Here is a 26,098-nt window from a genome sequence, read left to right as displayed (position 1 = left end):
AATAAATGGCCGCTAACAGACCACTAATGCAGCTCTCATAAGATCTACGTGTGGTCAATAAAAGTAAATAAATTAGCGTGAGTGCCGCTTTCCTTTCGAAAGAAAGCTTTGATGTGGAAATACGTTTCTAATTCTTTGCTGTGTGGCTTTCGGTATGTGTTTTGAAAACACAAGTTTTGTCCCACTTCTTTGTTGATAAACCTTTACTTCACCATCAAATGGGGTACGCTTGGCGATATCCATGACATTATGTCTGAACGTTGCCGGAAAATGCCCTTTCTGTTTAGATATCTGTCCCGATTTAAAGTGAATAAGTAATACAGGCCTGTCCACTGCCACGAGCCAAAAAACCAGTATTGCAGCAGCCAAAATTACATATAACATGTCTTCTCCCTTAGTCTAACAGTTTACTCAAATCCTCTTTTAAACTATTTACCGCTTTACTTGCCTTCTCACTTCTTGACGCTTCAGACAATAAGTATTCAATAGCATCAGACAAGGTACAACCAAGTTCGTTGGCGCGGTTAGATAACTTTTCCCACACACGATAATCAAGATCTATCGACTTTTTCTTAGTATGCACTTGCTCAGCGTTAAAATGACGCTTGCGTTTCGCGCGTATCGCTTGCTTGAGTTTGTTATCCAATTCTTCGGATAAATGCTGTTCAATCCATTGAAGTACTTTTGTTGGGTCTGACTCGATCTTTTGTAGGTCGTTTACGGCCGCAATAGCTTGGCTAGAATCGATATGGCGTGTGATGGACTCTCCATTTTTCCATTTGCTGATCAGATAGTTCCATTTCCAGCCACATTCTAAATTTTCAAGTTGTTGGTATTTCATGGTTAGGTTAGTTCCACTTCAACTATAGTTACAGCGTAACCCAGCTCTTTGTGAGTTACAATATCAATTATAGAATTAATCGACTTAGATCATTAGATAAATTTGCAGTGTAATCCCGAGTGGTTTTTTATATAATTCGGAACCTTACCAAGAAGATGAATAGCGCAGATGAATCAAGAAAGCTGGAAAGCAGTTACACCGCAATATACAGAGTTTGATGACGTAATTTCCAATTTTGAAAGTTTACCCGAAGTCAATTTTCTAGATATACAGCCACGTCTTAAGCAAGCCCTTTCGACAGTTGCGGTTACACAAGGCTTTAACCGAATTCTGATTGTTAATTCTCCCGACAATGCTTTTTATCGCACCAGCATTCAAAGGTGTTTATCAAAATTGGTTGATAAACCTGTCCTTAGCACAGAAAGTATCAATATTGGTGATTTACTAGGTACGTATTCCTGCAACGAAACTGGTGAAATTACAGGTAAAACTCAAGGGTTGATTGAAAAAGCGAATGATGGTTTTCTCATAATATCTGCAAATACCTTACTAGCGAATCCAAGTAGTTGGCCGATTTTTAAATCTATTTTCTTGGGTCAGGCATTCAGCCCTGTTTCTGTCACCCCTAAACATATTGCTAGCCAAATCCCTGTACATTCTTGGTCACTAAAACTCATCGTCGTCGGCAATCGCGACCAAATTGCTGATTTGGATTTCTTAGATGAAGATCTTTATCGTGGCATCGCTAATTATACAGAAATAGAACATGACATTGCAGTGACCGAGCAATCTATAAAGCAATACCTGGGCTATTTATCATCCTTGGTTAAAGAGTTTGATCTACCCTCGCTGTCTTTTGAAGCAATACATAGGTTAATGGTTGCAGGAGCACGATATAGCGAAGATCAACGTTATATGCCGATAGAGCCATTGTGGTATCTATCTATTTTTCAAGAAGCCCGTTTAAATACAAATGGTGACATTATCGATGAGATGGCGATCGATAAAGCCCTTGAAGCTAAGTATCAAAGAGAGTCATATCTACCAGAGAGAGCACTCTCTGATATTTTAGATGGACAAGTGATCATTGAAACACAGGGTGAATGCATTGGTCAGGTTAATGGACTTACGGTAATTGATGTATCAGGGCACCCTTTATCATATGGAGAGCCGGCTCGAATATCCTGTGTAATACATTTTGGGGATGGAGACATCTCTGACGTTGAACGTAAAGCGGAACTTGGAGGAAACCTCCACGCTAAAGGCATGATGATAATGCAGGCTTTTGTCTCAAGTGCTTTAAAGCTCGAAGAGCCACTTCCCTACTCCGCTTCTGTCGTTTTTGAGCAATCATACTGTGAAGTAGATGGCGATAGTGCAACATTAGCGGAATTATGTTCTTTTGTTAGTGCTTTATCTGAGTACCCGATTAATCAGCAGATTGCGGTGACCGGTGCTGTTGATCAGTTTGGGCGAGTTCAAGCTGTAGGTGGACTCAATGAAAAAATTGAAGGGTTTTACCGAGTTTGTAAGCATCAAGGTTTTACAGGTAAACAAGGTGTTATTATTCCCAAAACTAACTTGAAACACCTCGCATTAAATAAAGAAGTTGTTGCTAGCATTAAAAGTAACGAGTTTCATATCTGGTCAGTTGAGACTGTAGATGAGACGATACCAATCATTATGGGCAAACCTTTTCGTGGTGATGATGAATCGAGCGTCATTCATAAGATAGCCCAAAGAATAGAAACCTATGAAAAACATGAACATCCACTAGGAATTGTGGAACGCATCAAAAACTGGTTCGTTTAGAGCAAACATTGTTCGTATTCATACTGATCGGAGTTGTTTAGCGTACACCTGTTCACTAAGATGCTGCTATCAAAATTTGGAGTGATTGATGATGCAAAACAAACGTGATTCTTATAACCGTGATGATCTACTAGCCTCTAGCCAAGGTGAACTTTTTGGCCCAGGCTATCCACAGTTACCAGCACCTAATATGCTGATGATGGACCGCGTAACTAAAATGTCTGAAACTGAAGGTGATTTCGGTAAGGGCTTAATTCTGGCAGAGCTTGATATTACTCCAGACCTTTGGTTTTTTGATTGCCACTTTCCAGGTGACCCTGTAATGCCTGGCTGTTTGGGTTTAGATGCAATGTGGCAATTGGTTGGCTTTTTCCTTGGATGGATTGGCGGTAAAGGTAAAGGTAGAGCTTTAGGTGTTGGTGAAGTCAAATTTACCGGGCAAATTCTACCGACGGCAAAGAAAGTCACCTACGAAATTCATATGAAAAGAGTCGTTAACCGCAAATTAGTTATGGGCCTTGCTGACGGGCGTGTTCTGGTTGATGGTAAAGAAATATATGTAGCTAAAGACCTAAAAGTGGGTCTCTTCCAAGACACCTCTTCTTTTTAAAAGATCGTTTAAGTTAAGAACAATAAAAGCCCCAATAATTGGGGCTTTATTTCGTATGTGGATTGTGTAATTTTATTTGTAGAGACCAGAGTGTCTATCTTCCCTGGCATCGCGCCAACCACCAAGCCAATGAGAGCGAGCATCCATCTGTTGGTATGGACATGAGTCCGTAGAGCGGCCATTTAGACCAGCTTTATACCCTTGTGATTGAGCCCTCTCCATGCGGTCACGCTTTTGTCTCTTCATAGTGTCGTCCTCATACATATCGTTTTTCTAACGTACTACTATTAACTTTTTGTGGAGTTTTTATTACCCCACACATAAGGATCGCTCAAATTTTCGCCTTTCTCAAGGTGTAAAAAAGCACAGATCCAAAAAATTGAACCTGTGCCTAAGAAGGAAATTTTGTTTACTTTCTACGGAACCCTAGTAACCCAATGACTACTAAAGCAAACCAACCTAATGCACCACCTTGACGATCAATGTTTGCTGAACGATAGCTACGAGATTGAATATCAGCACTTGTTGCATTTTCGATTGGAATAAGTTTAACCGCGACCATGGTTTCGACTCCTATTCTCCCGCCTTGGCAATAAGAATCCATTTCTGTCGTATCATAACCATTTTCACACTTTCTCGCTGTTGCAGAAATAACGCCGGCATCATTGATATCTGTAGCTTCGAGAATACGGTATGTATTATTGTTGGAAGAGACAACACCATCATTGGTCAAATCATCCAGTATCCAGGCTTTGTTATCAAAGATCGCTCTACGAGTTGACTCTGTGCCAGTCTCATCAAGTGGATAGATAAAGCCCCTCTTTTCTCTCTCCGTTCCATCCCTCTCTCGTTCTCTACTGATGTCAATACTCCCAACCACTTCATTAAATTTATTGATTGAGCCTATAGTACCGCCAGCGTTGGAGAAAAAAATACCGCCACTAAAATAATTGGCCGTTGGTGAGTTTCGAATATCGGATATATAGAATAGTCGATTTTGTGATACTCCGTTCTCTGGCTTCCCTCCCGAACGTTTAGCACTTCCGACAGCGACAAAGTTCTCATTTAAAGCTGAAACAACAGAGTTGCTGTATATAAGCTCTGAGCCACCTGTAGCTCCGGAAACCTGCTTACTGCTGACAAATTGAGATAGATCCGAAGTATCTAATTTAAATACTGTCGCATCCATTCTTTGGTTTGCATAGGTATTGTAGCCTACCGCCCAAAAATCAGTACCGGACACATAAAAGTCTCTGATACTTGCTTGCCCTAAAGTATTACCATTCTGAGTAACACCATCTTTACCGAAATTTAGCTCACCTTGTAACGCGCCAGAGTTATTCCATATCGCAGCCTTTGAAATAGAGCGGGTTCCATTATCGTTAGTTGCTTGCGATCGTAAAATACTACCGACAGTATATGTACCATCGGATTTCCATGCTTTAGTTTCAATAGCGCCACTCGGTATAACTAAATCTGTGGTTCCTACAAACGCCACATTTCTGGTTGTACCATTTCTTTTGTTTCCAATCGGCGTGGTACCCTCTAGATCATTTATTACAGCATTATCATCGCTAATACGGCTGGAACCTTCAACGAATGCTATTGAATTAGCGTAATTTCCGTTAAGCTCATTCTGATAACCACTCCATCTCTCTTCTGCCCAAGATGAACATGTCTTATATCCCAGCTCGTTGTTACAATAGCTCTCAAATTCTGACTGACTGTCGGGGTAAACAAAGGAGTTATCCATTGCAAATGGTACTTCTTCTCTATAACTTATCCCTTCTTTCCAATTACGGGTCTCTGCTGAGATTTTAAATCCAGCGCTAGTGCAGGCGCCACCGAAACATCCAAGGGTTGCATTAGGATTTGTACCTTGCTCAACTGCAGTACCGTAGTACTCTGTTGTATAACCACCTAATCCGTGGGTGTTATCTTTGGACTCATCGATCTCTACAATATTGTAAATGGCAGCATTGACGGAAAAAGAGCCCATCAGGGCCAGAGTAACAGATGACAGCTTAAAAATAGTCTTGCTCATTTGGTATTAACTTTCCTGTTGCATTGCTTCTAACGCTTCCCAACGCTCAAAAGCAATTTCAAGCTCCTGCTCTAAAGCAGCAAGCGAATCTAAAATAGGTTGTGTTTCATCAATTGGCTTTGAGAAAAACTCTGGAGAATTGACCTTCTCTTGGGTTAACTCTATATCAGCCTCTAGCTGTTCCAATTTTGCTGGTAGTTCTTCAAGCTCGCGCTTAAGTTTATAAGATAACTTTTTAGGCTTACTTGATACTGGTTTTGTTTTAGCAGATTGATCTTGGTCTGTTTTAGTAGGAACCGATATTTGCGCGCTGCTGCGTACCTTACGGCTTTGCTCTCGCTGCTGCTGTGCGTCGTGGTAACCACCTACAAACTCTTCTATCTTTCCCTCACCTCCGAAAATCCAGCTGGTCATTACCGTGTTATCCACAAACTGACGGTCATGGCTGACTAAAAGTAACGTACCCTGATAATTGGCAAGTAAATCCTCTAAAAGTTCCAATGTTTCAATATCGAGATCGTTGGTCGGCTCATCCAATATTAGTAAATTATTAGGTTTCAATAAGATACGAGCAAGCAGTAGACGATTTTTTTCACCCCCAGATAAAGCTTTAACAGGAGTTCTTGCTCTTTTGGGGGCAAAAAGGAAATCTTGAAGATAGCTTAATGCATGTCGCTGACGTCCGCCAACCATGACCTCTTGTTTACCATCGGCCAAGTTGTCGATGACAGATTTTTCAGGATCTAAAACTTCTCTATATTGATCAAAGTAGGCAACTTCTAATTTTGTGCCGCAATGCAACCTACCAGAGTCAGGTTTTAAATTCCCTAACAAAAGTTTGAGTAAGGTACTTTTACCACAACCGTTTGGACCAATAAGTGCGATACGATCACCACGCATGATATTGAAGGAAAAATTGTTAACAATCGATTTCCCATCAATATCAAAGCAAAGGTTTTCTGCCTCGAAAACAATCTTTCCGGAGCGAGAGGCATCATCTATTTGGATTTGCGCTTTACCCTGAACATCTTGACGATCTTTACGCTCTTCGCGAAGCTTTTTGAGCGCCCTCACCCTACCTTCATTTCGGGTCCTACGTGCTTTGATACCTTGTCGAATCCACACTTCTTCTTGTGCTAGCTTTTTATCGAATTCTGCATTTTGCATCTCTTCTACGCGTAGCATTTCTTCTTTTTCAACAAGGTAATTGTCATAATCACCAGGAAATGACGCAAGTTGTCCACGGTCTAGATCGACGATTCGTGTTGCCATAGATTTAATAAAAGCGCGATCGTGTGAAATAAAGATAATAGAACCACGAAAATCTTTAAGAAATGTTTCAAGCCACTCTATCGTCGTTACATCAAGGTGGTTAGTTGGCTCATCTAGTAGTAACACATCTGGATCACAAACCAAAGCTCTTGCTAGTGCAGCCTTACGCTGCCAACCACCTGACAAATCAGTCAGGTTAGCATGACCGTCTAGCTGAAGAGCACCTAATACATTTTTGATGCGGTCTTCAAAACGCCAAGCCCCCGAGTGTTCCAGTTGCTCTTGTACTCGAGAAAGTTTATTAATGTTTTGAACTGTCGGCTCATTGGCCACTAGATCGAGGAGATCTTGATAGATCTTAAGCTGTTCTCCAGCTTCTGATAACCCTCCGGCTACAAAATCAAAAACCGTACTTTCTTGATTACGTGGTGGATCTTGTTCTAAACGTGAAACAGTGACATCTTGTGTAATAGTCAGTTTACCATCGTCGAGAGTGACTTCTCCCGCCAATACTTTCATTAATGTCGACTTTCCTGCCCCATTTCTGCCCACTAAACATACGCGTTCATTTTCTTGAAGTGAAAAGTCAGCTTTATCAAGCAGAGGGCGATCGCCGTAAGCTAATAGCCCACTATTTATGGTAAGTAATGCCATTATTGTTTAACCATAGTTGTAGTTGTTGTACGTCGAATGGCCATTCAAGCTCTCTATCATCGATACTTAGCACTGGTATTGTGACGCCGTAACGTGAAAATAGCTCATCGTTGGTCGCAATATCGATGATACGAATCAAATGATCTACTCCTAGTTGTTGGCAGAGCGCGAATGCCATTTCACAAAGGTGGCAACCTTCTGTGCTATATAAGGTAATCATTGAAGTCCTGTTAGTCACTGTGCGAAATTACCCAGCAGTTGTGTATATGCTTATTACGAGCAAAGTCGAGTGGCAAAGTTTGTGAAGAAATATTCTTTGCCTCAAGCTTTAGCTCTCTTATTCCATCGATATCCATTTTAAACTGGCGCTTGTTGTTAGAAAAAACAATCATTCCTTCAGGACGCAAGAGTCGTTTGAGATTTGTCATTAACTGAATATGATCGCGCTGAACATCGAACGTCTGCTGCATTCGTTTGGAATTTGAAAATGTCGGTGGATCAATAAAAATTAAGTCAAACTGAGAGTTTGCATTTTCAAGCCACTGCAGGCAATCTGCTTGCTCATATTTGTGTTGGCGGCCTATTTGACCATTCAATCGCATATTTTCTTGAGCCCATTCTAAGTAAGTATTCGACATGTCTACCGTTGTTGTCGACTTGGCGCCACCGCAAGCAGCATGAACAGTGGCAGAACCGGTATACGCAAACAAATTTAGAAAATCTTTGCCCGCCGCCCATTGGCCAATTTTTCTGCGAGTTAACTTGTGATCAAGGAACAGACCAGTATCAAGATAGTCGTGCAAATTGACAATCAAATTAACTCCGTATTCAACAACGTTCATGGTCTGTGACTGTTGAGATAGCTTTTGGTACTGGGAGCGCCCTTTCTGCTTTTCTCTTACTTTTAAAATGACCTTATTAGCCTGAGTCCCAGTAACTTGAATTGAAGCACGTATAATATCAGTCAATCGACGCTTCGCTTTTTCCTCGGGAACATTTTTGGGTGCAGCGTACTCCTGTATCACTAGATGGTCTAGATATACATCAATCGCTACGTTGTATTCAGGAAGATCTGCATCATAAATTCGGTAGCAATCGAGTTGCTCTTTTTTGGCCCACTTTGCAATCTTACTGATATTTTTCTTCAAACGATTGGCAAAATCAGGAGCAACAACCATATCAGTTACAGCGTCACCATCGATTGAGCGCTCTTTGTTAGAAATATGGTAATTCTTTTGCTGACAAGGTAATGAACCATTATTAAGTTTGTACTGTTTGTCTGCCCTCATACGCAAACAGCTAAGCAACTCGTCCGAACTAGAAAAAATTGAAGCGCTGCAACCTTTAAACTCTGATTTCAGTTGATTTCCAAAGGCGGTATAAAGCGCAATCAAACCAGGGTGAGTACCGAGTCTTTCACCGTAAGGAGGGTTAGACACAATCGTACCAGAACTGAAATCCATTGGTCGCTTCAGCTCAGCTGCATCTCCCACCTCGAAACAAATAAGAGACTCAACACCTGCCCTGCGCGCATTATCTCTAGCAGTTTGAATTACACGCGGGTCGTTATCATAACCATAAATCTTAGCGTCAAGTTTATTGACACCTTTTCTCGCTTGAACAGAGGCTTCTGCTTTTACTTGTAGCCATACGTCTGACTCAAAATCTTCTAATACTTCAAAGCTGAACTTCTCACGTTTTATTCCCGGTGCGATATTCGCTGCCATCATCGCTGCTTCAATAACAATTGTGCCTGAGCCACACATCGGGTCTAACAGCGGTGTTTTCATATCCCAACCAGAGCGCAAAAGAATCGCTGCTGCAAGTGTTTCTCTTAAAGGCGCCTTACCTGATTCAGTTCGGTAACCTCGTTGGTGTAATCCCCCACCAACCATATCTATTCCAAGCAATGCTTTATCTTTATGGAGGCGTACATGAACCCTGAGATCTGGCCGATCTTTACTGATCGATGGTCTTGGTAAGCCTTTTTTGCTAAACGTATCAACGATAGCATCTTTAATTTTCATCGCACCATACTGGCTATTACGAATCTCTCGGTTAGTTCCTTTAAAATCAACGATAAACTTGTTGAAACTGTTAAAGTGTTTAACCCAATTGACCGCTGAACTTGCGAGATATAAATCCATATCGTCATTACAAGTAAACTCTGAGAGTACGCGAACAAACCGAGAAGCTAAACGGCTCCATAAGCAGCAGCGATAAATTTGTTCGTTAGAAGCTTTAAACTTCACTCCAGCTTGAACTGGCTTGGCGTTGTCTATCCCTAGCCTACTTAACTCTTCAACTAACAGGTTTTCTAGCCCATTGGACGTAACCGCAAGATATTGATGCATAGTGTTCTTAGATAAATGGAAATCAACCAAGGATTATACCTGTATAGCGGCTATATAGTTAGCCAATTCCGCCCAAATATTGTAATGAAATCCCTGATCGCATGAAACTTGCTCATAAATTTCTGCACATCCGCTACGCGTTTACTGAAGGTCAAATGCTTTAACATAGATAGTATCTGTGAGATACCAACGAAAAGTTGTCAGCATCTTCAACTTACTTTTAATTCAAGCTGTCTCTTCCTTCAACTAACATCACATCAATAGTGCATCACACGAATGTATATTTATTCATTTCCAAATTGGTATATACCAGGACCTTATGGTTCTGAAATTTAATGACAAAATGACGCTAATAGAGGAATAAATGATGATTTATCACTTAAAAGTAATGACAAAGAAAAGATTTTTGCTAACAAAATTAGTGATTATTTAGGAGAAAAATAACCTATTTGTGATCGTAGATTAAAAAAATGTCGGCAATAAGCCGACCGGAATAAACGAAGGGAACAAGTATATTAACTCACGAGGGCGATGGCGTGCACACCATTTGACAGAGTATGGTTCGCAGTAGACATTCTGTCATGCATTACTTTAATCGCTTGGCCAAATTTGAGTGATTTTACCCCATCCAAGATAAACCTATTTTGACAGACGAGCGAGCACAGACTTGCACTATCCCCTACTTCTAAAACGATAAAGTAACCTTCACTATAATCGTTCGATAATTGTACAAAATCGCCCTCTTCAGGCGTGTAGCCACCATCGCTAGCTGGATTGAAAAACCAGCTCTTTGGTTGAACTGGCTTATGAAAACGTTTAGCTGCTGCACAATATAGAGCCAGTTCTGCTTGTCTGGGTTCCGAAAGGTTGAGAAGAGATATTTGTTCTCTGTAAGTTTGGAATGCAGATGCATCGTCAACTGAGAACTCGTTGATACCAATTGCACAATCCACGATCAATTTTTTTGACAGGTTGGTTCTGAATATGATGTCGTCACCTAAGTCGAGCATTAAATGCTGCTCCGCATCATCATAGTACCAAGTCCATTTATCGCTCGGTTTAAGTATCATAACCATCTCGTCCAAATTTCAATCTTCTTAAGTGTGCTGTCGCCTACTCTAAGTACTGCTTATCAAATTTTATGTACTATCTATTGAAAAAAAAGAGGAAATGACATGTCATTTCCTCTGTAAAAAACGAGTTAAATATTCTTAATTTTAATGTGACGGCGTCACATCGTGTCTTTTATAAATTTTTCACTATGTCACGAACAAGACTAGGTCCATGGTAGATAAATCCAGAATACACTTGGACTAGTTGTGCTCCAGCCATCATTTTTTCTTTTGCAGCCACATAAGAATCAATACCACCTACTCCAATTACGGGAATTTGATCTTTAAGTTTCTGATGTAAAAGGCGAACAACCTCTGTGCTTCTTAGTTGAACAGGACGACCACTTAGTCCCCCTACCTCATTAGCATGTTTCATTCCCTCGACAATACTGCGATCAAGAGTTGTATTTGTTGCAATCACCCCATCAATATTATTTTTGATCAGAGAATCACATATCTGCGTTACTTCCTCGTCACTCAAATCCGGAGCAATTTTAAGTGCTAATGGCACGTATTTATGATGTTTTTCCGCAAGTTCTGACTGCTTTAGTTTTAGTTCAGATAAAAGATCATCTAGAGCTTCACCATATTGAAGTGAACGTAACCCTGGAGTATTTGGAGAAGAAATATTGACCGCTATATATCCAGCATATTGATACACCTTTTCCATACAAATAAGGTAGTCTTCTGCTCCCTTCTCTATTGGTGTATCTTTATTCTTTCCTATATTAATACCTAGAACACAATTAAAGTTTGCTTTCTTGACATTCTCTACAAGGTTATCGACTCCTCGGTTGTTGAATCCCATTCGGTTAATAATTCCTTCGGCTTCAACTAGACGAAAAAGGCGCGGCTTTTCATTACCTGACTGAGGCCTAGGTGTGACAGTACCAACCTCAACAAACCCAAATCCCATCGCATCAAAAGCTTCTATGCACTCACCATTTTTATCTAAGCCTGCAGCAAGGCCTACTGGATTGCGAAATGAAATACCCATACATTCGACCGGCCGATTGGGTAGTTGTTGACGATATAAAAGATCGAGAGGAGTACCAGTAAAACGTTTGAAGTTTTCGATTGCGAGATCATGTGCCTTTTCGGCATCAAGTTGAAAAAAGCCAGCTCTGGCTAGACGGTAAAGCATTGTGCCTCCGATAGAAAAAAGCCCCGTACAAACGGGGCTATATTATTTACTGTTTTACCGCATAATTCAACGAAATATGTTTGTTACTCGTTGGCCGCGCAATTTAAGTTGAGAAGCATAAGCTCTCGCAGAGCAACTGAGAACTTCGCAAATTCATGCACCGAGCCTACTTTGAACTCATTGAGAATATTTTCCCATCGATGTAAGGATATTTCGTTTGTCGAAATCCAGTCATCGAGAGCTTTCATCACATCGAGATCTTTTGGCGCACAGTGGCAATTTAGAACCTGCCCCGTAAGCTGTCTTTGCTGCCAATCTAAATCTTCTCTAAAGGCTGCACGCGCAAGTGCCTGCCAATTATTATCAACAGCTTGAGCATTGATTTGGTTTAGGAACCAATGCAATGACAACCTGTCACCTAAATGGAAGTAAAGCTTGGCAACTTGTTCAACCGAGATACCAGTCTCTCGAGCGACAGTAGAGATATCAAAGACTGAATACAAACTAGATAAGCGAGATACGTAGATAGCGATATCAGGTGTAATACCTTGATCAATCCATGATTGAGCCATCTGCTTATGTTCTTCAACTTCCGCTGGGACAAGAATATCATCCAACTTAGCATTGATAATGTCTACATCACCTTGGTACAACTCAACGAGTGCTTTAACACATTGTCGCCCTGTTCTATTACGCAACACCCAACGTGACAATCGTCTCATTGTTCTGCGCACATAGAACATCATATCGTACTGAGCATCTGTTGAAGCCTTATTGTCGAGAGCACGTAGTGAAGTTAACACCTTATCTAAACCGAATATTTCACGACAAGCAGCGTATGCATTAGCAATATCGACAATATGCGCTCCAGTTTCCTCTTGCATACGAGTTACATAGTTACAACCCATTTCGTTAACCATCTGGTTAGCAAGGGCTGTCGCGATGATCTCTGCTCTTAATGGATGATTATCCATTTGCTTGATATAGTTACGGCGTAACTCTGTAGGGAAATAATTGACCAGCTGCTGAGCATGATAGTCATCATTAGCGATATCATCATGCACCAGATCTTCTTTAAGAACCATCTTTCCGTAGGCAACAAGAACCGCAAGCTCCGGGCGAGTGAGAGCTTGGCCTAACTTCTCTCTTTCAAGAAGAGTCTCATCATCAGGAATATATTCTAGAGCACGATCCAAATGGCCTGCTTTTTCCATATCATGAATAAAGCGGATTTGCTCTTTGACAAGGCCTGTACCACGCTGTTCTGTTACTGATATCGATTCAGATTGGCAATAGGCATCATCTAGTACAATTTCACCTACTTCATCTTCCATCGATTCTAGGATTTTATTGCGTTGTTTAACAGTCAGGTCACCATTGGCTACGAGTCCATTGAGGAAGATTTTAATGTTGACTTCATTATCTGAGCAATCCACTCCGCCAACATTATCGACGAAATCGGTGTTTACACGGCCGCCAGTAAGCGCATACTCAACTCGGCCTAGCTGTGTCATACCCAAGTTACCGCCTTCACCGACTACTTTAGCTCTCAGATCTCGACCATCAATACGTAAAACGTCATTAGCACGATCGCCTACGTCTGTATGAGTCTCATTCACTGATTTAACATAAGTACCGATACCACCATTCCATAGTAGGTCCACTTCCATTTTCAGAAGCTTCTTAATTAGATCGTTTGGTGCCAAAGACGTTTTCTTAGTACCAATCATTTTCTGAATTTCTGGCGTAAGAGTAATGGACTTAGCCCGACGAGAGAAAATACCCCCACCTTTTGAAATAAGCTTAGTGTTGTAATCTTCCCAGCTAGAGCGCGGTAACTTAAACAAACGATCTCTTTCTTTCCAGCTTTTGGCTGAATCAGGATTTGGATCGATAAATATGTGTAGGTGGTTAAACGCAGCTTGTAAACGAATGTGTTTTGACAACAACATACCGTTACCAAACACATCACCAGCCATATCACCAACACCAATTGCAGTGAAATCAGTAGATTGGCAGTCAATACCCATTTCTCTGAAATGACGTTTTACTGACTCCCAGCCGCCTTTGGCTGTAATACCCATAGCTTTATGGTCATAACCATTAGAGCCACCTGATGCGAAGGCATCACCAAGCCAAAAGTTATATTCTTCAGATACTGAGTTTGCTAAATCAGAGAAAGTAGCCGTACCTTTATCTGCCGCTACCACTAGATATGGATCGTCTTCATCATGGCGAACAACGTTCTTCGGTGGAATAACGTCACCTTCAATAATGTTATCAGAGACATCCAGTAGTGCTCGAATGAAACGCTTGTAACAACGTTGACCCTCAGCAAAAATCTCATCTCTACCACTCAGATTGTGTTGGCGTTTACAGACAAATCCACCCTTTGCCCCAACAGGAACAATGACGGTGTTTTTAACCTGCTGTGCCTTAACTAGCCCGAGGATTTCAGTACGGAAATCTTCTTGACGATCCGACCATCTCAAGCCACCACGAGCAACCTTGCCACCTCTTAAGTGAACACCCTCAATATCAGGTGCGTAAACAAATATTTCGAACGCAGGAACAGGTTGAGGGATCTCCGGAATTTCACTCGGCTTCATTTTTAATGAAAGCCATGGCTTAGTTTGTTTGTTAGCGTCAACTTGATAGTAGTTGGTTCGTAACGTAGCCGTGATCATCTCCATATAACGACGAATGATACGATCGTCATCTAGGCTTTCTACATGATCCAGCTGCTCTGTCATTGAGTTGATCAGCTCTGTTTGACCTTTCTGACTACCCTTATATTTGGGATCAAACCGCTTGGTAAACAAAGCTACCAAGCCTCGTGCCAATTCCGGGTAATGACTGAGTGTTTCCTCAATGTAGTGTTGACTAAATGGGAAGCCAACCTGGCGCATATACCTAGCATAGGCTCGAAGAATAGAAATTTCTCTTCCCGTTAGCGATGCACCCAAAACGAGTCTATTGAAGCCATCGCTTTCAAGATCTCCGGCCCAAATTGCTGCAAACGCTTGCTGGAAACGATCTCTAGCTTCGCGCAGATCGACATTTTTCTCGCTCTTATGAAGCATAGAAAAATCAAGAATCCAGTACACATGACCATCAGCTTTGCGAACCTCATATGGCGATTCACCTATGACTCGTAAGCCAAGGTTTTCAAGCATCGGCATTACGTCAGATAGGTGGATTGGCTCATCACGGTGGTAAAGCTTCAACCTAACTGATTTTGAATCTGAAGCCAACTCTTGTGGACGATAGAACAGCATCCCTAGTCGATTTTCATCACTCAAAGCTTCAATACGTTCGATGTCTGCGACTGCCGATCCCGGTAAGACATCTTCCTTATATGAGCGCGGGAATGCGTGCAAATACTCTTTAGCTAGAGGAAGACCTTTACTTTCACCAAAGTTTGCCACGATAGCGTCAGAGAGACGATCGTCCCAAGTTGAAGATGCTTCCATTAGGTTTTGCTCAATCATTTTCACGTCGACATCCATGTTGTTGTTATCAACACGGACAATGTAATGCGTCCGAGCCAATGGGCTCTCGGAGAAATAGGTAGTGAATTCAACTTCATTATCACAGCCAAAGTACTGCTGGAGGATTTGCTGTGTTTGACGTCTAAGTTCAGTGTTATAACGATCTTTAGTGACGTATACCATACAACTAAAGAAGCGACCAAAAGGGTCCTTGCGTATGAAGAGTCGTAGCATGTCACGGTCTTGCATTTGCACAACACCCATACCAACTTCTAACAAATCATCTTCATGAGCCTGCAACAATTCATCACGTGGATAATTTTCTAGGATATTATGTAATGCTTTAAATGCGTAAGATCCTTCGCGATACCCACTTGAAGCGAGAATACGTTCAACTTTCTCTCTAATAAGAGGTATGCTTTCAACACTCTGGTTATAAACGGCTGATGTATACAGCCCTGTGAACCTATGTTCACCAATAACTTTTCCATTCTTATCGAATTTCTTGATACCAATATAATCGGTATAGGCTGGGCGGTGGATACGTGATGGAGTGTTGCCTTTTGTCATTATCAGCAAGAATGGCTTTTTGGCTTCGAGACGCGCAGAGTCTGGGAAATCAGATAACTTAACGCTACGAACACGTTCAGTGTTGGCGAATAGCCCTAATCCTTTGTCTGCTGTCGGCCGTAACTCTGTATCACCATCTACATTGACTAAATCGTATTCTTTATAACCCATAAATGTAAAATTGTGATCACCTAACCAGCGAAGAAACTTCACTGTTTCTTCATATCGATCACGCTCTATCTTCACAAAATCCTTATTAGCCTCAACCTGATTGGTCACCTCTTCAAGCTTTTCAACCATGAGTAACCAGTCATGGACGACTAGTGAAGTATCTGTAATGATTTTTTCCAATTCTTCGCGTAGCGAGGTCATGGTTTCTTTTGAGCTTAATCGATCGACTTCCATATGGAACAAGGACTGAAGCGCCCCTTTCCCTTGGTTAATCGCAGTAATATCACCTGCTTTACTTCGCTCAATCTGCGTTGGACCATGAAGCATTAAATGAGAAGCCAAATCCAGTCGGCTCAATGCCATTTTCACGGAATCTACTAAGAAAGGTGTGTCTGGCACAACAATTTCAACAATAGTGTGGGTGGATTGCCATCCTTGACGACTTACAGTTGGGTTAAACACTCGTACAGAGACTTCGTCGGCTTTCTTTTCATTGATATGGTGCCAAAGGCTAATAATCGCACCATACAGATCAGATTCATTCCTTTCGACGAGGTCGTCATGCGAAATATTGCTAAATAAATGCTGAGCAAGTTGAGTGACAAGGGGTTGATGAGCAAGCTCGAGTTTGTCTTGAATCAGTTTGTAGACCTTTTCAAGCAGAACCGGCATCAAAGTTTCACGCGCGGTCATAATCACACTCCACAATTAGAATTTTATATATTTTTGAGGGCTGTTGTAAGCATAGTGCTTAACACGGGTAATGCCGCTTTATTGTAAAAGCTTTATTGATAAATGGTTAATTCTTTTAAGAGTGGTAGGAGGTGAAATGTTTGATAATGTGACTAAGGTTCTATTTAAAGTCTCATAGAATCAATTGTTCACAGCATTTCCAACTTTATAAACTTATTGTTTTGGTCAGTTGTCAGGCGAAAGCGCCCATTAAGACCTATTTGACTAAGAAATGGACGAAATTTAGTGGCGGGCAGTTGCAATCGTATCCCATTGTCTGTGGTCACAAGAACATTGCTTGCGATCCCATTATAGTGTGCCAAGAAGGATTGATACGAAATGTTTAGCGAGAAATAGTACTGATTCATTCTTCTTTATAAACTTAGTGAGTATTACGAGTTTTGGTAATGGGCTTTGGTAGTAGCAGTGTGAGTACTGCTACTACCTTATTTTACAGACTAAGAGTCCAGTGCCTTATTGACTTTCTCGAATAAGTCCTTGGCAAGATTATCAAGAGATTTTAGTCGTTCAAGCTCCCGTCTCATGAGTGCTTGTCTCGTTTCATCATATTTTCTAAACTTAAGCAAGGGGTCAATTAATCGAGAAGCGACTTGAGGGTTACTCGTGTTCAACTCTTTAATTATCTCTCCAGCAAATTGGTACCCTTCGCCAGTTATTGAATGAAAATGAACAGGATTCATATTTAAAAACGAACCGATCAGACTTCTCGTACGATTAGGGTTTTTAAGACTAAATGCGGTGTGGTCCATCGTCGATTTAATGACTTCCAATGCATTCTCAGCAGGGTTGGATCCTTGCAAAGCGAACCATTTATCCATAACCAACCCATCATGCTGCCACTTTCCACTGTAGTCAGTCATCAGCTTTTCACGACAATCTAATTGAGCATTATTCGCTGCGCTCATTGCTGCAATGGTGTCTGTCATATTGTTCGCAGAAAAGTATTGCTTCTCCACTAGGCTGTTCCCGAGCTCAGTATGAGCCAGATAAGAAAGTGCTATGTTACGTAACGATCGCTTTCCTATTGCCCCATGTGAAATCGTATAGTCAACATCTTTTAGGCTGTGATAAATTGCAGTTAATTCATCTTCAAGCGTATTAGCTAGCTTCACCTTAATCGCTTTTAATACAGTAGCAATTGCGTCTACGTCAATTTGGTCATACCAACCTGATACTTCATTGTGGCTTGGAAGAGCCATAATTTCGGCTATTAAGGCTGGTTCCAAGGTATCAGAAAGCAACACACCTCGGAAAGCATCGATCAAAGACATGGGTAATTCAATCTCTGTTCCTGTTTGAACAGCGTTTACATTACTGCGAATATATTTCGCGAGTAACATTTGGCCTGCATCCCATCGTGAAAAGTCATTGCTAGCATGCACCATTAAAAAAGTCAGCTCTTCATCGCTGTAGTCATATTCCAAGATAACAGGAGCTGAAAATTCACGTAGTAATGATGGTACAGGCTTCTCTGATACATCCTCAAAGACGAAAGTCTCTTTTTCTTTAGTAACATTAAGGATATTCTTAATACCCTTCCCGTTACGGCGTAACTCAATGGATTGACCATTAGCAGCGTAAAGTTCTATATCCAATGGAATGTGCAAAGGTTGTTTATTTTGCTGATCATGGGTGGCAGAGGTTTGCTGCGATACTGTTAATGAGTATGTCTGCTCTGTTGAGTCATAGTCACTCTTAATTGATACTATTGGTGTGCCGGATTGACTATACCATAAACGAAACTGCCCTAGATCTACACCTGATGCGTCTTCCATAGCTGCTACAAAATCTTCGCATGTTGCCGCTGTCCCGTCATGACGTTCAAAATACAGTTTCATTCCTTTTTGGAAAGCCTTTTCACCAAGCAAAGTATGCATCATTCTAATCACCTCACTGCCTTTTTCATAAACGGTAAGGGTATAGAAGTTATTCATTTCAATAACTTTTTCTGGACGAATAGGATGCGACATTGGGCTCGCATCTTCTGCAAATTGAGGGCCTCGAATAATACGAACATTATTGATTCGATTAACAGCCCGAGAGCCTAAGTCTGAAGAAAACTCTTGGTCTCTGAATACGGTAAGTCCTTCCTTCAGACTTAACTGAAACCAATCTCTACATGTGACGCGATTTCCCGTCCAGTTATGAAAATATTCATGGCCAATAACAGCTTCAATGCCAAGGTAATCTGTATCAGTCGCTGTTTGCTCATTTGCGAGAACAAACTTTGAGTTAAACACATTCAATCCTTTGTTTTCCATAGCCCCCATATTAAAAAAGTCCACAGCAACAATCATATAAATATCGAGGTCATATTCAAGCCCAAACCTTTCCTCATCCCATTTCATCGAATTAATCAGGGATGTCATTGCATGAGGTGCTCTATCAAGATTGCCCTTGTCTACAAAGATTTCAAGATCAACCTTACGACCTGATTTAGTAGTGAATGTATCGCGAAGAACATCAAAATCACCTGCTACTAATGCAAACAAGTAAGCGGGTTTGGGATGTGGGTCTTGCCACTGAACCCAATGACGCCCATTATCTAGCTCACCTTCAGCAATTCGATTACCGTTGCTGAGTAAATAGGGATAAGTTGCTTTATCAGCAATGACTTTCGTTGAGTATGTTGCAAGAACATCAGGACGGTCCAAATAATAGGTAATTCGCCGAAAGCCTTCTGCCTCACATTGGGTACAAAAAGCACCGCCAGACTTGTACAAACCTTCTAAAGCTAAATTGTTTTCAGGATTAATTTCAGTAACTATCTTTAGTTCAAATTCTTCAGGAAGCCCTGAAAGAGCAATTCCACCTTCTAGTTGTTCGAACCTAGTCCACTTCTCATTGTTTACATCAAGGCTGACTAATTTGAGTTGTTCACCATCGAGGTAAAGAACGTTGTCTTGTTTTAATTGCTTTACCTTAGACGTTGCTGTCACTACAGTATTATGGTCATAAAGGTCAAAAACTAAATCGATGCTAGTGATTGTGTGTGATGGCGAAGTGTAATCTTTACGGTATTTGGCTTGAGGTGTATGAGCCATGTCGAAATCCTTCTAACTAAAACGCAATAATGTGAATAGCCTGCCGGCAAGCGATAGGAAAGTTTGGTGCCCTCTAATGAAAAGCAAACTCCAGAACGTCTTCGCTTGGACCAATTATGTTAGCGAAAGAGCGTAAGTGAACTTAAAACCGACTATAAGTATATCTGTGTTGAGCACTATAGATTTAAACTCTTTCATGGACTGTTAGCTTAACCCTATACCGATAAAAAAACGAGGTATTATGTGTTAATACCTCGTTCACGTTTAAACAATATGAGAGTGACTCATCGTACCCGATTAAGCACGGCGTAAAGCGCACCTTCCTCCATTTCCAAAGTGAGTATATCGCTATTTAAACTATACCGAGTTTCATGCTCACCATTTTCATAAAGCAAAACTAGGTGCTCGCCTTCTGTATAATAGACACCTTTGTGTATCGCTTCATCACCTTCGCTATTACTCACTCTGAACATAAACACAAAATCCGGTTGCAAAATCAAGTCCATTTGCTGGACTTCACTCGCGACAAACTCATGCCCGCTTAATGTTGCACTGGACCACATGCCCGCCAAAGCATTGGACAATGCTTTTGTAAATACAACCCCGTTCAGGTTGAGCATATTATGGTTGCTGGAATAATTGTAAGTTTGGGGCTCTGAAGTATTTAACCCTAGAATAAGCGTATCTTCATTCGCCGTGTACAACCCTTCCCAATGATCAACTGAATAATCACGCTTTTGGATATCAATTTTAAAGCTGTAGTTAGAATCTAGGCTCAATTTAATGGCTAAAAAGTTTTCTTCTGACTGCTCAGGATTAGGGTTAACCAGATACCAATCGCCAAGTAAAAAAGGTTGGTCAAACTGTGTTAAGTCACTGTTATCGCGTACTTCATTAGCAAGACAAGACAGACTTATACATGTAAGTAAAACGCCAATCCATCTCATAGTGCACCTCGCTCTTTTCTTTAAGCTTAGGCTGAGAAGCACAAATATGCGAAAATCAAGATCTAGCTCACGCTAAAGATGAAAAAAACGAGCTTATAAAAAGCTCGTTTTAGGTGAAAAACCACCATAAGATTAAATCGATTTTTTAGAAGATTCTTTCAGAAGATCGACCATTATAGCAACTGACTCATCAAGATAAACGTCTGGAGCTTCATAATCTTTAGGAACATCGTCAAGAGACTTAAACGCCTTCTCCCCCAATGTGATTTGTCTTTGATTAATTCGCGCTAAACGGTCATCATCAGCCTTGTCGCTTTCCTGCTTGCGCACTTTTTCGCTTAGGGACAATGTATTATCATCCTTTTCAGCTTTATATCGTGCAATATCTTCAGCTATAAATTTAAACTCAGGTTCATTGGCAACGCGCGTTTGATGAAGTGCACTAAGCTTCTTGATGAGTTTTTTGTTGCGCTGTAGTTCTTTGTAGTTGGCTTTGTCTATGCTGTCCCAAGGCAATGCGTTATCTTCAACACTCTCGCCGGTCTCGCTATGCTCGATTGGTGTAGGATAAGCAATGTCAGGAACAACGCCTTTATTCTGAGTGCTCCCACCATTAATGCGGTAGAATTTCTGGATTGTATATTGAACGTAACCCAACTCTTTATCAAACAAATCATAAATATGATTGAGAGAGCGATGCTGTTGCACTGTGCCTTTACCAAAGGAGTTCTCACCAAGAACGATCGCTCTTCCATAATCTTGCATTGCAGCTGCAAAAATTTCAGAGGCCGATGCACTATAGCGATTAATGAGAACGGTCATTGGGCCATCGTAGCTAATCTTTCCGTCAGTATCACTATTGACATTGACTCTGCCATAACTGTCCCTAACTTGAACAACAGGACCACTGGTAATAAACAGACCTGATAAAGATGTCGCTTCAGTGAGCGCGCCACCGCCATTGTTACGCAAATCTACAATGACACCATCAATACCTTCGCTTTTCATCTCAGTGATCAGCTTATCAGTATCTTTAGCTAGGCCAACGTAGAAGCTGGGTACTTCTAATACACCAATTTTTTTGCCATCTTTTTCGATAATTTCCGACTTAACTGCTCTATCTTCGAGCCTGATTTTATCGCGAACTATGGTTACCACTTGAGCTTTGGCATCTTTTCCTTCAGGCAAGATTTGCAGGTTAACTTTAGTACCCTTTGGTCCTTTAATTAGCTGTACCACATCATCTAAACGCCAGCCGATTACATCAACAATGTCCTCACCATCTTGCCCAACGCCAATAATACGATCACCTTCATCAAGCTGCTTACTTTTCGATGCGGGTCCGCCTGCGACTAAAGAACGGATAACCGTATAATCATCCGTCATTTGCAACACAGCACCAATGCCTTCCAAAGATAAATTCATTTCAGTCTGAAACTGTTCTGCGTTTCTCGGAGAAAGATAACTTGTATGAGGGTCAACTTCTCTAGCAAATGCATTCATATATAATTGAAATGCATCCTCATTGTGGGTCTGGCTGAGGCGCTTTAAAGCATTGTTATAACGCTTGCCTAGAACATCTTTTATTTCATTCCAATCTTTGCCAGTAAGCTTTAGGTTTAGAGCATCATACTTAACACGTTTTCTCCAAAGTTCATCTAACTCTTTGGTGTCTTTCGGCCAAGCCGCTTTGCTTCGATCAAGCTCAATACTTTCATCAATATCAAACTTCATCTCTTTGTCAAGCAAAGACAGCGCATAAGCAAAACGCTCATAGCGACGTTTCAAAGACATATTATATACGTCAAACGCGACCTGATTATCTCCAGACTTGAGTTGCTCATCCAAGTTAGTAGCTAACTTCTTAAACGACTTAATATCGGCTTGAGTGAAAATATTACGATTGAAATCTAAGGACTCTAAATACCTTTGGAATATGGCTTCAGAAAATTCATCATTCAAAGCGAAATGTTTGTAATGGGAGCGAGTAAAGCGGGAGGTAACACGTTTACTTGCAGTAGAGTGCTGCGCTTCTGGCGCTAGCACTGGAAGGTCGTCTAAAGCAATATTGGCTTTAAGAGCGTATGCTGAGGAAGCTGCTAACCATAGGCTAGCAGCAATCAGCGACAATTTTGAACGGCATTTCATGCGTAGGAGTATCTCCTTTATGCGCGTAGGTGCTCCGCTTTTACAACCATTTGCAGGCCGTTAGGCAGTTGAACACGCACATCTTCCTTATTGATTTCAACTATAGTCGCAGCCATATTACCTTTGCCCATATTGACGTTAACTTGATTACCTATAGTAATCTCTTCTACTGTCAGAGCCCTTGTTTCTTGGGGTTTGCTGGCCTTATTTACATTATTTTTTGGTGCACGACGGTTCTGTGTTTTCTTATTAGCCGGTTTTGCTTTGGCTTTACCTTCTTCTCTCGCTTTCTGAGCCTGCTCTTTACGACGAGCCTGAACTTTGGCTTTGCTCTCAGCTAACGCTGTTTTGGCATGTTCAACATGTTCTTCATCTAACTCCCCAGCAGGATTCCCATCTAGGTCAACACGAACAGCACCGGGCTTAACACCATGGAGATAACGCCATGAAGAAGTATACTGTCTCAATGCTGCACGAATCTGTGTTTTACTCACTTTCGGATCGTCGGTAAGACGTTCCGCAAGATCTTGAAAAATACCAATTTTGAGCGGTTTTGCTTCACCTTCTAAAGTAAAGCACTTAGGGAAACATTCAGCAATATACGCAATCACTTCTTTGCTATTTTTTAACTTTTCAGTGTTTTCCATGAGGGGTCCTGGTTAATGCGGTGTCTTCCGCGAGCATTCAGATAAATATTTCAGGTATTATAGTGACCTAAAAACGAAAAACCACCGTCAATAATGAATTTATGCACTGATAGCGTGTGAATTAAACAGCTTTTCTACTTCACTCATCAAAAATGTTAAGCCTTGTTCATCAATTTCACCAAAACGGCTTAACACAGGACTATCTATATCAAGAACCCCGACTATCCGCCCATCTATATAAAACGGTATAACAATTTCTGAGTTACTCGCTGCATCACAGGCTATATGTCCCTCAAACTGATGAACATCACTTACCCTTTGTACTGAATTCTGCTCTACTGCCACTCCACAGACCCCTTTTCCAATTGGAATTCTCACACACGCAGGTTTACCTTGAAATGGGCCTAACACTAAGTCTTCATTTCGTACCAGATAAAAGCCTACCCAATTTATGTCCTCTAGCTCCATGTTTAGCAATGCGCTGAGGTTTGATAGGTTAGCAACCAAGTCCTTTTCAGATTCAATCAGCGCAATAGCTTGCTTGGTCACCCTTTCATATTGTTCTATTTTCATAGTAGTCTCCAATTTTAAAAAGACTTGGCTTAAGAACCAAAGTACAATTAATCTAACATCATCAACGAGAAGCAATATCGCTATCATGGATGAAAGAGCAAACACAATTAGCCGCTCTTGGCTAATAACTCAAGTAAAAAAGCACAAGTCGCGGCTAGTTGTCGCAAATTTTATTGCGATAGGTGCCACTCTGTTGAGTGTGCCAATTCCCCTACTCATGCCGCTCATGGTCGATGAAGTGTTGTTAAATCAACCAGCCAAGGGCATAGAGGTAATGAACCTTGTATTGCCTACTTCACTTCAGACGCCTTCCGGATACATATTTTTGACTCTTGGGCTTGTAATAATCATGCGGACCATGAGTCAAGCACTAAATATTCTACAAAGCCGACAATTTACGCTTGTATCAAAGAGCATTACATACAAGATGCGCAGCAAAATGCTCGACAAGCTTGGTCGTATAAGTATGAAACAATACGAAACGAGAGGTAGTGGAGGAATAAATGCTCATTTAGTCACAGATGTTGAAACCATTGATAAATTCATTGGTGCGACCCTAAGTAAATTTCTGATAGGCGTGCTGACTGTAATGGGTACAGCTGGGGTGCTTCTTTGGTTAGAGTGGCGCCTTGGGCTCTTTATTCTTTTGGTTAACCCTATTGTTATCTACTTCTCCCGCAAGTTAGGCAATAAAGTTAAACACCTGAAGAAAAGAGAAAACCAATCCTTTGAGCACTTTCAAAATAGATTGGTGGAGACCCTAGATGGTATCTATCAGTTACGTGCCGCCAATAAAGAACGAGATTTTCTTACTGAATTAAAAAAAGATGCGAATCAGATTCGGTTGGATGCAGATAAGTACACATGGCAATCGGAGGCCGCTGGGCGTCTCTCCTTTCTCCTATTCCTTCTTGGTTTTGAGCTATTTCGCGCTATCGCCATGCTAATGGTTTTGTTTAGCGATTTAACTATTGGCCAGATTTTTGCGGTATTTGGCTATCTTTGGTTTATGCTAGGTCCTGTTCAAGAGCTGCTTGGTATTCAGTTCTCATGGTATAGTGCAAAAGCAGCGATACAAAGAATTAACTCTCTGCTGTCATTGGATGAAGAACTGCGCCCAACCAGTACAATCGACCCATTTAAACCTAATTCTCAAGTAGAAGTCAGTATCGAAAATGTTAACTTCTCATATAACGAGGAGTCTAGAGTTCTAAACCATCTTAACCTCCACATTCCAGCAGGAAAGAAAGTAGCACTCGTTGGGACCAGTGGAGGTGGAAAGTCGACACTAATTCAACTACTTCTTGGGGTTTATCATCAAGATTCAGGCATCATAAGATTCAATGGTAAAACCACTGAAGAAATAGGGTTTGATACCATTCGAAAAAACATTGCCGTTGTATTACAACAGCCTATATTGTTTAATGACACTTTAAGGCATAATCTTACTCTAGGCTCAGACTTTGAAGATGCGGCGTTATGGAATGCATTAGAAATCGCGCAACTCGATAACGTAACAAGTGAATTAAAAGAGGGGTTGGATACACCAGTTGGGCGCAATGGTATTCGTTTATCTGGTGGTCAGAAACAAAGGTTAGCGATTGCACGTATGCTGTTGTCTAATCCGAAATTTGTTATCTTGGATGAAGCAACATCTGCGCTTGATACTTCTACAGAATCGGCCCTTCATCAAGCGCTAACTGAATTTTTGGATGGCCGTACAACCTTAATTGTTGCACATCGTCTATCTGCGGTGAAGCAAGCTGATTTGATCTATGTTTTAGAAGATGGGCAAGTTACACAAGCAGGAACACATGTTGAGTTGGTTAAGCAAGAAGGTCTGTATCAAACTTTATATGGAAATGTTCAATCGCACGCCTAAATCAAGCCTCTACACTTATGTAAGGATAA

19 protein-coding genes are annotated in these 26,098 nt (G+C 41.1%); 3 read left to right on the top strand and 16 right to left on the bottom strand.

Annotated elements, in window-relative coordinates; all coding sequences use genetic code 11:
- Positions 1-72 precede the first annotated feature (72 nt).
- Both MHN79_RS11450 and matP read right to left on the bottom strand, forming a co-directional pair.
- Positions 73-384: a DUF3634 family protein gene (locus MHN79_RS11450; protein WP_239173002.1), complete on the bottom strand. Its 312-nt coding sequence runs from the start codon at positions 382-384 to the stop codon at positions 73-75.
- A gap of 10 nt (positions 385-394) precedes the next feature.
- Positions 395-841: a macrodomain Ter protein MatP gene (gene matP / locus MHN79_RS11445; RefSeq protein ID WP_114785729.1), complete on the bottom strand. Its 447-nt coding sequence runs from the start codon at positions 839-841 to the stop codon at positions 395-397.
- 168 nt (positions 842-1,009) lie between these two features.
- Here matP and MHN79_RS11440 point away from each other — a divergent pair, with 168 nt between their 5' ends.
- Complete coding sequence (locus MHN79_RS11440; RefSeq protein ID WP_239173001.1) at positions 1,010-2,653, top strand: Lon protease family protein; 1,644 nt, start codon at positions 1,010-1,012, stop codon at positions 2,651-2,653.
- 91 nt (positions 2,654-2,744) lie between these two features.
- The gene (gene fabA, locus MHN79_RS11435) at positions 2,745-3,263 is read left to right on the top strand and encodes a bifunctional 3-hydroxydecanoyl-ACP dehydratase/trans-2-decenoyl-ACP isomerase (RefSeq protein WP_239173123.1); all 519 of its coding nucleotides are present in this window, start codon (positions 2,745-2,747) and stop codon (positions 3,261-3,263) included.
- Between the two features lie 72 nt (positions 3,264-3,335).
- Here the strand turns inward: fabA and rmf are convergent, their stop codons facing one another.
- The 14 genes from rmf to MHN79_RS11365 all read right to left on the bottom strand — a co-directional run bounded on the left by rmf (position 3,336) and on the right by MHN79_RS11365 (position 24,187).
- Positions 3,336-3,509, bottom strand: coding sequence for a ribosome modulation factor (rmf, locus tag MHN79_RS11430; protein WP_114785731.1), 174 nt, complete (start codon positions 3,507-3,509; stop codon positions 3,336-3,338).
- 163 nt (positions 3,510-3,672) lie between these two features.
- Positions 3,673-5,307 carry a DUF3466 family protein gene (locus MHN79_RS11425; RefSeq protein WP_239173000.1) on the bottom strand — a complete coding sequence of 545 codons (1,635 nt, stop codon included), beginning with the start codon at positions 5,305-5,307 and terminating at the stop codon, positions 3,673-3,675.
- A 6-nt stretch (positions 5,308-5,313) separates the two neighbouring features.
- A complete protein-coding gene (locus tag MHN79_RS11420; protein WP_239172999.1) occupies positions 5,314-7,233 on the bottom strand; it encodes an ABC transporter ATP-binding protein in 1,920 nt (639 codons plus the stop codon).
- A complete protein-coding gene (locus MHN79_RS11415) occupies positions 7,211-7,453 on the bottom strand; it encodes a glutaredoxin family protein (protein WP_239172998.1) in 243 nt (80 codons plus the stop codon). Before MHN79_RS11415 ends, MHN79_RS11420 begins: the two co-directional genes overlap by 23 nt.
- Positions 7,454-7,463: 10 nt before the next feature.
- Positions 7,464-9,587, bottom strand: coding sequence for a bifunctional 23S rRNA (guanine(2069)-N(7))-methyltransferase RlmK/23S rRNA (guanine(2445)-N(2))-methyltransferase RlmL (gene rlmKL, locus MHN79_RS11410; protein ID WP_239172997.1), 2,124 nt, complete (start codon positions 9,585-9,587; stop codon positions 7,464-7,466).
- 515 nt (positions 9,588-10,102) lie between these two features.
- On the bottom strand, positions 10,103-10,654 hold the full coding sequence (locus tag MHN79_RS11405; protein ID WP_239173122.1) for a cell division protein ZapC: 552 nt from the start codon (positions 10,652-10,654) through the stop codon (positions 10,103-10,105).
- Positions 10,655-10,832: 178 nt separating this feature from the next.
- On the bottom strand, positions 10,833-11,843 hold the full coding sequence (gene pyrD, locus MHN79_RS11400) for a quinone-dependent dihydroorotate dehydrogenase (RefSeq protein WP_239172996.1): 1,011 nt from the start codon (positions 11,841-11,843) through the stop codon (positions 10,833-10,835).
- 83 nt (positions 11,844-11,926) lie between these two features.
- Positions 11,927-16,768, bottom strand: coding sequence for an NAD-glutamate dehydrogenase (locus tag MHN79_RS11395; RefSeq protein WP_239172995.1), 4,842 nt, complete (start codon positions 16,766-16,768; stop codon positions 11,927-11,929).
- A 188-nt stretch (positions 16,769-16,956) separates the two neighbouring features.
- Positions 16,957-17,175, bottom strand: a complete 219-nt coding sequence (locus MHN79_RS11390; RefSeq protein WP_152430378.1) for a DUF2835 domain-containing protein — start codon at positions 17,173-17,175, stop codon at positions 16,957-16,959.
- Between the two features lie 90 nt (positions 17,176-17,265).
- A complete protein-coding gene (gene pepN / locus MHN79_RS11385; protein WP_239172994.1) occupies positions 17,266-19,872 on the bottom strand; it encodes an aminopeptidase N in 2,607 nt (868 codons plus the stop codon).
- Positions 19,873-20,156: 284 nt separating this feature from the next.
- Entirely contained in the window at positions 20,157-20,819 is a 663-nt protein-coding gene (locus MHN79_RS11380) for a hypothetical protein (RefSeq protein ID WP_239172993.1), read from the bottom strand.
- A 132-nt stretch (positions 20,820-20,951) separates the two neighbouring features.
- Positions 20,952-22,967 (bottom strand): carboxy terminal-processing peptidase, encoded by a 2,016-nt coding sequence (gene prc, locus MHN79_RS11375; RefSeq protein WP_239172992.1) that lies wholly within the window; start codon positions 22,965-22,967, stop codon positions 20,952-20,954.
- 17 nt (positions 22,968-22,984) lie between these two features.
- Complete coding sequence (proQ, locus tag MHN79_RS11370; protein ID WP_114785742.1) at positions 22,985-23,614, bottom strand: RNA chaperone ProQ; 630 nt, start codon at positions 23,612-23,614, stop codon at positions 22,985-22,987.
- 99 nt (positions 23,615-23,713) lie between these two features.
- Positions 23,714-24,187 carry a GAF domain-containing protein gene (locus tag MHN79_RS11365; RefSeq protein WP_239172991.1) on the bottom strand — a complete coding sequence of 158 codons (474 nt, stop codon included), beginning with the start codon at positions 24,185-24,187 and terminating at the stop codon, positions 23,714-23,716.
- Between the two features lie 85 nt (positions 24,188-24,272).
- On the opposite strand from MHN79_RS11365, the gene MHN79_RS11360 reads away from it, so the two are divergent.
- Positions 24,273-26,069, top strand: coding sequence for an ABC transporter ATP-binding protein (locus tag MHN79_RS11360; protein ID WP_239172990.1), 1,797 nt, complete (start codon positions 24,273-24,275; stop codon positions 26,067-26,069).
- Positions 26,070-26,098: the final 29 nt, after the last annotated feature.

Origin of the sequence: Vibrio sp. Of14-4 (assembly GCF_022347625.1) — a bacterium.
Taxonomy (GTDB): domain Bacteria; phylum Pseudomonadota; class Gammaproteobacteria; order Enterobacterales; family Vibrionaceae; genus Vibrio; species Vibrio pristinus.
This window is presented reverse-complemented; position numbering and strand designations above follow the sequence as displayed.

What these genes read in the sequence shown, in the direction of transcription:
- MHN79_RS11450 (WP_239173002.1), bottom strand. Translation starts at nt 384, where the DNA reads ATGTTATATGTAATTTTGGCTGCTGCAATACTGGTTTTTTGGCTCGTG.
- matP (WP_114785729.1), bottom strand. Translation starts at nt 841, where the DNA reads ATGAAATACCAACAACTTGAAAATTTAGAATGTGGCTGGAAATGGAAC.
- MHN79_RS11440 (WP_239173001.1), top strand. Translation starts at nt 1,010, where the DNA reads ATGAATCAAGAAAGCTGGAAAGCAGTTACACCGCAATATACAGAGTTT.
- fabA (WP_239173123.1), top strand. Translation starts at nt 2,745, where the DNA reads ATGCAAAACAAACGTGATTCTTATAACCGTGATGATCTACTAGCCTCT.
- rmf (WP_114785731.1), bottom strand. Translation starts at nt 3,509, where the DNA reads ATGAAGAGACAAAAGCGTGACCGCATGGAGAGGGCTCAATCACAAGGG.
- MHN79_RS11425 (WP_239173000.1), bottom strand. Translation starts at nt 5,307, where the DNA reads ATGAGCAAGACTATTTTTAAGCTGTCATCTGTTACTCTGGCCCTGATG.
- MHN79_RS11420 (WP_239172999.1), bottom strand. Translation starts at nt 7,233, where the DNA reads ATGGCATTACTTACCATAAATAGTGGGCTATTAGCTTACGGCGATCGC.
- MHN79_RS11415 (WP_239172998.1), bottom strand. Translation starts at nt 7,453, where the DNA reads ATGATTACCTTATATAGCACAGAAGGTTGCCACCTTTGTGAAATGGCA.
- rlmKL (WP_239172997.1), bottom strand. Translation starts at nt 9,587, where the DNA reads ATGCATCAATATCTTGCGGTTACGTCCAATGGGCTAGAAAACCTGTTA.
- pyrD (WP_239172996.1), bottom strand. Translation starts at nt 11,843, where the DNA reads ATGCTTTACCGTCTAGCCAGAGCTGGCTTTTTTCAACTTGATGCCGAA.
- MHN79_RS11395 (WP_239172995.1), bottom strand. Translation starts at nt 16,768, where the DNA reads ATGACCGCGCGTGAAACTTTGATGCCGGTTCTGCTTGAAAAGGTCTAC.
- MHN79_RS11390 (WP_152430378.1), bottom strand. Translation starts at nt 17,175, where the DNA reads ATGAATCAGTACTATTTCTCGCTAAACATTTCGTATCAATCCTTCTTG.
- pepN (WP_239172994.1), bottom strand. Translation starts at nt 19,872, where the DNA reads ATGGCTCATACACCTCAAGCCAAATACCGTAAAGATTACACTTCGCCA.
- MHN79_RS11380 (WP_239172993.1), bottom strand. Translation starts at nt 20,819, where the DNA reads ATGAGATGGATTGGCGTTTTACTTACATGTATAAGTCTGTCTTGTCTT.
- prc (WP_239172992.1), bottom strand. Translation starts at nt 22,967, where the DNA reads ATGAAATGCCGTTCAAAATTGTCGCTGATTGCTGCTAGCCTATGGTTA.
- proQ (WP_114785742.1), bottom strand. Translation starts at nt 23,614, where the DNA reads ATGGAAAACACTGAAAAGTTAAAAAATAGCAAAGAAGTGATTGCGTAT.
- MHN79_RS11365 (WP_239172991.1), bottom strand. Translation starts at nt 24,187, where the DNA reads ATGAAAATAGAACAATATGAAAGGGTGACCAAGCAAGCTATTGCGCTG.
- MHN79_RS11360 (WP_239172990.1), top strand. Translation starts at nt 24,273, where the DNA reads ATGGATGAAAGAGCAAACACAATTAGCCGCTCTTGGCTAATAACTCAA.